This is a genomic window from Empedobacter sp. UBA3239, from assembly GCF_002362875.1.
Lineage (GTDB): Bacteria > Bacteroidota > Bacteroidia > Flavobacteriales > Weeksellaceae > Empedobacter > Empedobacter falsenii_B.
The window spans coordinates 1-7,135 of the sequence record NZ_DEVJ01000022.1 but is presented as its reverse complement, the minus strand read 5'-3'; the positions used below and the strand labels follow the sequence as shown (position 1 = coordinate 7,135).

At 32.5% G+C, this 7,135-nt stretch carries 4 protein-coding genes and 2 riboswitches; of the genes, 1 reads left to right on the top strand and 3 read right to left on the bottom strand.

Features of this window, described 5'->3' with window-relative positions; genetic code table 11:
• Positions 1-153 precede the first annotated feature (153 nt).
• The 3 genes from metF to B4G36_RS03590 all read right to left on the bottom strand — a co-directional run bounded on the left by metF (position 154) and on the right by B4G36_RS03590 (position 5,111).
• The gene (gene metF / locus B4G36_RS03600; protein ID WP_286476810.1) at positions 154-1,110 is read right to left on the bottom strand and encodes a methylenetetrahydrofolate reductase [NAD(P)H]; all 957 of its coding nucleotides are present in this window, start codon (positions 1,108-1,110) and stop codon (positions 154-156) included.
• Positions 1,111-1,461: 351 nt separating this feature from the next.
• Positions 1,462-4,125, bottom strand: coding sequence for a methionine synthase (gene metH, locus B4G36_RS03595; protein ID WP_291062062.1), 2,664 nt, complete (start codon positions 4,123-4,125; stop codon positions 1,462-1,464).
• Complete coding sequence (locus B4G36_RS03590; protein ID WP_291062060.1) at positions 4,113-5,111, bottom strand: homocysteine S-methyltransferase family protein; 999 nt, start codon at positions 5,109-5,111, stop codon at positions 4,113-4,115. The genes metH and B4G36_RS03590 overlap by 13 nt, the downstream gene beginning before the upstream one ends.
• Positions 5,112-5,154: 43 nt before the next feature.
• Positions 5,155-5,253, bottom strand: a riboswitch (SAM riboswitch).
• Between the two features lie 445 nt (positions 5,254-5,698).
• Positions 5,699-5,797: riboswitch (SAM riboswitch) on the top strand.
• 124 nt (positions 5,798-5,921) lie between these two features.
• On the opposite strand from B4G36_RS03590, the gene B4G36_RS03585 reads away from it, so the two are divergent.
• Entirely contained in the window at positions 5,922-7,103 is a 1,182-nt protein-coding gene (locus B4G36_RS03585) for a homoserine dehydrogenase (RefSeq protein ID WP_291062058.1), read from the top strand.
• Positions 7,104-7,135: the final 32 nt, after the last annotated feature.

Genomic DNA, 7,135 nt, shown 5'->3' with positions numbered 1-7,135 from the left:
TTCTTTTCGTCCTTGCATACTACAAGATATGAAAAATTGCTATATTTAGTGTTGGGCAAAAAGCACATAGTATTATTAAAATATAAATAAAATAAATAAACCCAAAAAAATCCGAGCCAACAACTCGGATTTTTGATAACTTATTTTTCTATTTCAATAAACCGCCTCAGCGATTCTTTTTGTATTTATAGAATTACTCATTGTATAAAAATGTAATCCAGGAACACCAAAATCGATTAACTCTTTACATTGTTGAATGCACCATTCAATCCCGATTTCCTTAATTCGTTCTTTATCTTTAGACTTCAAAACTTCCATTGCCAAAGCTTCTGGCAAATCCAAATAGAAATTTTGCGGAATCGACGTTAGTTGATTAAAAGTTGTCATAGGTTTTATACCCGGAATAATCGGAATATTAATATCCATTTCGCGACATTTTTTGACAAAATCAAAATATTTTTGATTATCGAAAAACATTTGCGTCACGATATAATCCGCTCCCAATTCCACTTTCTTTTTCAAATAATACAAATCCATTGCAAGATTTGGCGATTCGAAATGTTTTTCAGGATAACCCGCTACACCAATACAAAAATCCATTGCATGCGACTCTTGTAGCTCGTCGTCCAAATAATTTCCAGTATTTAAAGCCGTAATTTGCTCAATCAATTCTGATGCATGCGCATGTCCACCAACTTCTGGAACAAAAGATTTTTCCGATTTTATAGGATCTCCACGTAAAACTAAAAGGTTGTCAATTCCCAAGAAATTCAAATCAATTAACGCATCTTCTGTATCCTCTTTTGTAAATCCACCACAAATCAAATGCGGAATTGCATCTATCTTATAATGATTCTGTATCGCAGCGCAAATCGCAACTGTACCAGGACGTTTTCGCACCTGATAACGCTTTAATAAACCGTTTTCTTTCTGTTTGTAAATATACTCTTGACGATGATAAGTTACATCAATAAAAGCTGGATTTAACTCAACTAATGGATCTAAAGTTTTGAACGTCGCATTGACATCTTGCCCTTTCAAAGGTGGTAAAATTTCCACAGAAAACAACGGTTTTCCGTTTGCGCGTTCTATATGTTCGGTAACTTTCATTATTAATTTTATCGTTTAGCGAAGTTCGAATCTCGAATTTCGATTATATAATTTATTTTATAAGGGCGTTCCCTTCGGGCGGGCTTTTTGTTGCAATCTTTTTTGTTGATTTCGACTTCGTTTAATCAACAAAAAAGGATTTTCACTGCAATCCCTAACGCATTTTTTAATTTTGTTCTACGTTTGTTATCATGCTGAATTTATTTCTACATTTCATCCAAACTTGTGTAATTCTGAAACGAGTTCAGAATGCCTTTGTGTTTCTGTCATTTCGAGCTTGGGAGGAATATGAGATTCTTTATTTCGAAATGCTGTATTTAGAAAGACAAAATTTATTTTTGCTTAATGCTTTTACGCCAAATTAGGACTCAACCAACGTTCAGCTTTATCAAGTTCTATATTTTTACGTTTTGCAAAATCTTCAACCTGATCCATTTTTATTTTTCCAACTCCAAAATATTTTGCTTCTGGATTACCAAAATAATAACCAGAAACAGACGAAACAGGATACATGGCCAAAGAACTTGTTAACTCAATTCCAGCATTTTTCTCTACATCCAAGATTTTGAAAATTGTTTCTTTTTCTAAATGGTCAGGACATGCAGGATAACCAGGAGCGGGGCGAATTCCTTTATATTTTTCTGAAATTAATTCATCATTTGATAAAGTTTCATCTTTCGCATAACCCCAAATTTCTGTACGAACATATTTGTGCAAATATTCTGCATAAGCTTCAGCTAGACGATCGGCAATTGCTTTCACCATAATCGAATTGTAATCATCTAAATTTGTTTCGTAAGCTTTAGCAACTTCTTCAATTTCTTGACCAGCTGTGACAGCAAATGCACCGATATAATCTTGAATAGCTGAATCTTTTGGCGCAATAAAATCAGCAATCGAAATATTTGGTTGTTCTTTCGATTTTTTTGCTTGTTGACGAAGTGTGTAAAATTCTTCGATTTTGTTATCATTTTCATCAAACAACTCAATCGTGTCATCGTTTACCGTATTCGCTTTGAAAAGTCCAAAAACAGCCTTCGGTTTAGCTAAATTTTCAGCTTCAATTTTATTTAACATTGACAAAGCATCTACATATAATTCTTTGGCATTTGTTCCGACAATTTCATCTTCTAAAATCGCTGGAAATTTACCATGTAAATCCCATGTTTTGAAAAATGGAGTCCAATCTATAAAATCTCTTAATTCAGAAACTGCTGTTTGATGCGTGAAAACACCTAATTTATTTGGTTTAAAAGGTTTATTTTCTTCAAAATCAACTTTTAATTTATTTTTTCGAGCATCTTCAATCGATAGATATTCCTTTGATACAGCACGATTCAAGAAACCTTCTCTAATTTTTGTATAATCAGTAGTTGTTTCTGTAAGTAATTCTGCCTGTTGATTTCCAATCAATTTTTGACAAATAGTAACCGAACGCGAAGCATCTAAAACATGAATTGCTTTGTCATATTCTGGTGCAATTTTTACAGCTGTATGCGCTTTAGAAGTTGTTGCGCCACCAATCATCAATGGAATATCAAGATTAAGACGTTTCATTTCTCTGGCAACATGCACCATTTCATCTAAGGATGGAGTAATCAATCCAGAAAGACCAATCACATCGACATTATTTTTTTGCGCTTCGTCTAAAATTGTTTCAGAAGAAACCATTACGCCTAAATCGATAATCTCGAAACCATTACAGCTTAAAACGACTGAAACAATATTTTTTCCGATATCGTGAACATCACCTTTTACAGTTGCCATTAAGATTTTAGAAGGCTCTTTGTCTGTTTTATTTCTAAGTTTTTCTTCCTCTAAAAATGGCGTTAAATAAGCAACAGATTTTTTCATTACGCGAGCCGATTTAACTACTTGAGGCAAGAACATTTTTCCGCTTCCGAAAAGATCTCCAACAACGTTCATTCCGTCCATCAAAGGACCTTCAATAACACGTAATGGCGAACCAATTTTTTTCAAAGCTTCTGCAGTATCTTCGTCAATAAATTCTGTAATTCCTTTTACTAAAGAAATTTCAATACGCTTTTCTAAAGGTAATTCGCGCCAAGCATCATCTTTCTTTTTCTCTTTTGTAACACCTTTTAGATGTTCGGCAAAATCAATCAAACGCTCTGTTGCATCGTCACGTCGATCCAATAAAACATCTTCAACGTGTTCTAATAAATCTTTTGGAATATCATCGTAAATCTCAATCATTTCTGGATTGACGATTCCCATGTCCATTCCGTGTTTAATGGCGTGATATAAAAACGCCGTGTGCATCGCTTCACGAACCGCATTGTTTCCACGGAAGGAAAATGAAACATTCGAAACTCCACCCGAAACTAACGCATGCGGAAGATTTTCTTTGATCCATTTTGTTGCATCAAAAAAATCGATGGCATTACGGCGATGTTCTTCCATTCCTGTTGCAACTGGGAAAATATTCACATCAAAAATGATATCTCTTGGATTGAAATTTACTTGATTTACCAAAATATCATACGAACGTTTTACAATTTCGATTCGACGTTCATAATTATCCGCTTGACCTTTCTCATCAAACGCCATAACCACTGTTGCAGCACCGTAACGTTTAATTTTCTTCGCATGTTCGATAAATAATTCTTCTCCCTCTTTTAAAGAAATTGAGTTGACAATCGCTTTACCTTGAACATTTTTTAGACCAGCTTCAATAATTTCCCATTTCGAAGAATCAATCATAATTGGAACTTTCGAAATATCAGGCTCAGAAGCAATCAAACGTAAATATTTCACCATAGAAGCAACACCATCAAGCATACCTTCATCCATATTGATGTCGATAATTTGCGCGCCACCATCTACTTGATCACGTGCAACTTGAAGTGCTTCTTCAAATTTTTCTTCTTTGATTAATCGCAAGAATTTTTTAGAACCAGTAACATTTGTACGTTCACCAACGTTGACAAAGTTTGAATTTTCACGAACAATTAAAGGTTCTAATCCAGAAAGTTGAACTTTTACGCCTGACATTCTACATTAATTTTTCGAGGTTCGTATTCTTTTGCTAAATCAGCCATCAATTTGATGTGATCTGGTGTAGTTCCACAACATCCACCTAAAATATTTACCAATTTTTTATGCAAGAAGGGTTTGATAAAATCTCGCATCATTTCAGGAGTTTCATCGTATCCACCGAAAGCGTTTGGTAAGCCAGCATTTGGGTATGCGCTGACATAAAATGGTGCTTTTTCGGCTAAAACTTCTAAATATGGAATCAAATCTTTTGCACCTAAAGCACAATTTAACCCAACTGAAATTAAATCAATATGTTCTAATGAAATCAAGAAAGCTTCTGTTGTTTGTCCAGAAAGTGTACGTCCAGATTTATCTGTTATTGTACCAGAAGCCATTAGAGGAACGTTGATTCCTGTTTTTTCTATCGCATCTTGAATTCCATAAAATGCTGCTTTTGCATTTAAAGTATCAAAAATAGTTTCGACAAGTAAAATATCTGCACCAGCTTCTAACATTGTTTTTGCTTGACGATAATATACATTTGCCAATAAATCAAAATCCACATCGCGATAACTAGGGTCATTTACTTGTGGCGAAATAGAGGCTGTCTTGTTGGTTGGACCTAAAGATCCAACTACAAAACGAGGTTTATCTGGGGTAGAAAACTCTTCACAAGCTTCTTTTGCTAAGCGAACGGCTTCGTAATTTAATTCATCAACCAAATCAACCATATCATAATCAACCATAGAAATAATATTGGCATTGAACGTATTTGTTTCGATTAAATCTGCACCAGCAGCCAAATATTCTCGGTGAATATCTTTTATGATTTGAGGTTGGGTTAAAACCAATAAATCGTTATTTCCTTTTAAAGAAGTATGAAAATCCTTGAATCGTTCTCCACGATAATCTTCTTCTTGTAAATTGTGCTTTTGGATCATCGTTCCCATTGCACCATCTAAAATAACAATACGCTCTTTTAGTATATCGTCTAATTTCATTCTAAATATTTTAAAAGCCTTATGGGAAGAAGTGTGAGGTAAGTCCTTATCTTTCTCTATTTGAGTAGGATTTAGCACCCAACTATACTTTGGGTTGCTAAGATTTCAACGGGCCTATTCCCTCCATCTTTCTTTATAAAGCTATGTGCAAAATTATTTAAAGTATTGAGAATAAAAAAATCAAGATTGAAAAAAACGAGTTCGAAACTTGGTTCATAGAAATAATTTTTGTTTGAAATAGTTCAAAATCTCTAATAGGTCATTTTTGAAATTTATTTTAGAAAATATTTCTTTAAAATTACTATTTTAAAGAAATAATATTTTAATTAGTTATTGAAAATTGTAGTTTTTAGAATATTTTTAATAAAAATAGGGTTTTATTAAAAATTATTAAGATTTGTTTTTTCTTTTAATTGTATTTTTTAGAAAATTATTTTTGTCTATAAATATTTATAGAATAAAATTCATTATTTGTGTATTTTTATCTATAATTACGGAAAATATTAAATTAAAGAAATGAAATTAATTTGGATATATAGAATTCTTTCGCCTAAATTTGTCCTCAGAAATAGTTCATTAAAATTTACATTTTATCAAGAAAAGTGGAGGGAAATGGCCCAAAGAAACTTTAGCAACCTGATTAATGAATCAAGGTGCTAAATCCATCCTTATAGGAAAGATGAATAAAAACTACTGTAAACCAATCTTCAATAATATTCTTTATTCAAAATGGTTCAATTGTTTTTATGCGATTGAACCATTTTTTTTCTTCACTTTTCTTTGGTAAATAATTAAAAACAAAACAAATAAATGAAAAAAATAAATATCGGATTGTTCGGATTTGGAGTTGTAGGAGAAGGAATTTACAAGGTATTGGAAGAAAAACCACAATTGAATGCTGCAATTAAAAAAATTGTAATTAAAGATAATTCTAAATCTAGAAATGCTCCGTCTGAATTATTTTCGACTAATGCGGATGATATTTTAAATGACGATGAAATAAATGTTGTTGTTGAGTTAATTTCGGATGCTGATGCGGCACATGATATCATTATAAAAGCGTTCAATAAAGGGAAACATGTGGTAAGTGCAAATAAAAAATTGATTGCAGATCATCACAAAGAATTATTGGATTTGCAAGCAAAAAATAATGTTTCTTTTCTTTATGAAGCCTCTGTTTGCGGCTCAGTTCCGATTATTAGAAATCTAGAAGAATATTTTGATAACGATTTATTGAATTATGTTTCTGGAATTGTAAATGGTACAACAAATTACATTTTGACGAAAATGGCAAATGAAAATGAATCGTATCAAGTAGCCTTAAAAGCAGCGCAAGAAAGTGGTTTTGCAGAAGCTGATCCCACGGCTGATGTAGAAGGTTTTGATGCGTCGAGTAAATTAGCAATTATTACGTTGCATGCTTTCGGTAAAAAGATTGATGTTGAGCAAGTTATTCGAAAAGGAATTACCTCATTGAAAGTGGAAGATTTTAAATACGCGAAAGAAAAAAATTATACTATAAAGTTGATTGCGAATTCTAAAATTAATCATCAAACGGGTGAAATTACATCAACAGTTTTGCCAACTTTTGTTGAATTAAATAAAACAATTGCGCTTGTGAATAACGAATATAATGGAGTTTTGATTGGAAGTTCGCTTTCGGATGAACAATTTTTGTATGGAAAAGGAGCAGGGCGTTTCCCCACTTCTTCTGCGGTTTTGAGCGATATTTCTGCTTTAAAATATGATTATCAATATTCGATTCGAAAATATGAAAACAAAGAAGAAGGAGTTTTTAATCAAACAGGAAAGAAGCGAATTTACATCGGTTTTGAGAATCAAGCAGATGATGTTTCAAACATTTTTGATGAAATAGAAGAACGTTATCAGAGTAAAAATTACAATCATATTGTTGGTGTAATTGATATAGAAAAACTCAAACAAAAAGAGATTATTGAAAATCCAAAACTTTCGATAATTGCGTTTGAGTAAATTTTTGTGATTAAAAGAAGCTGTCTCAAAAG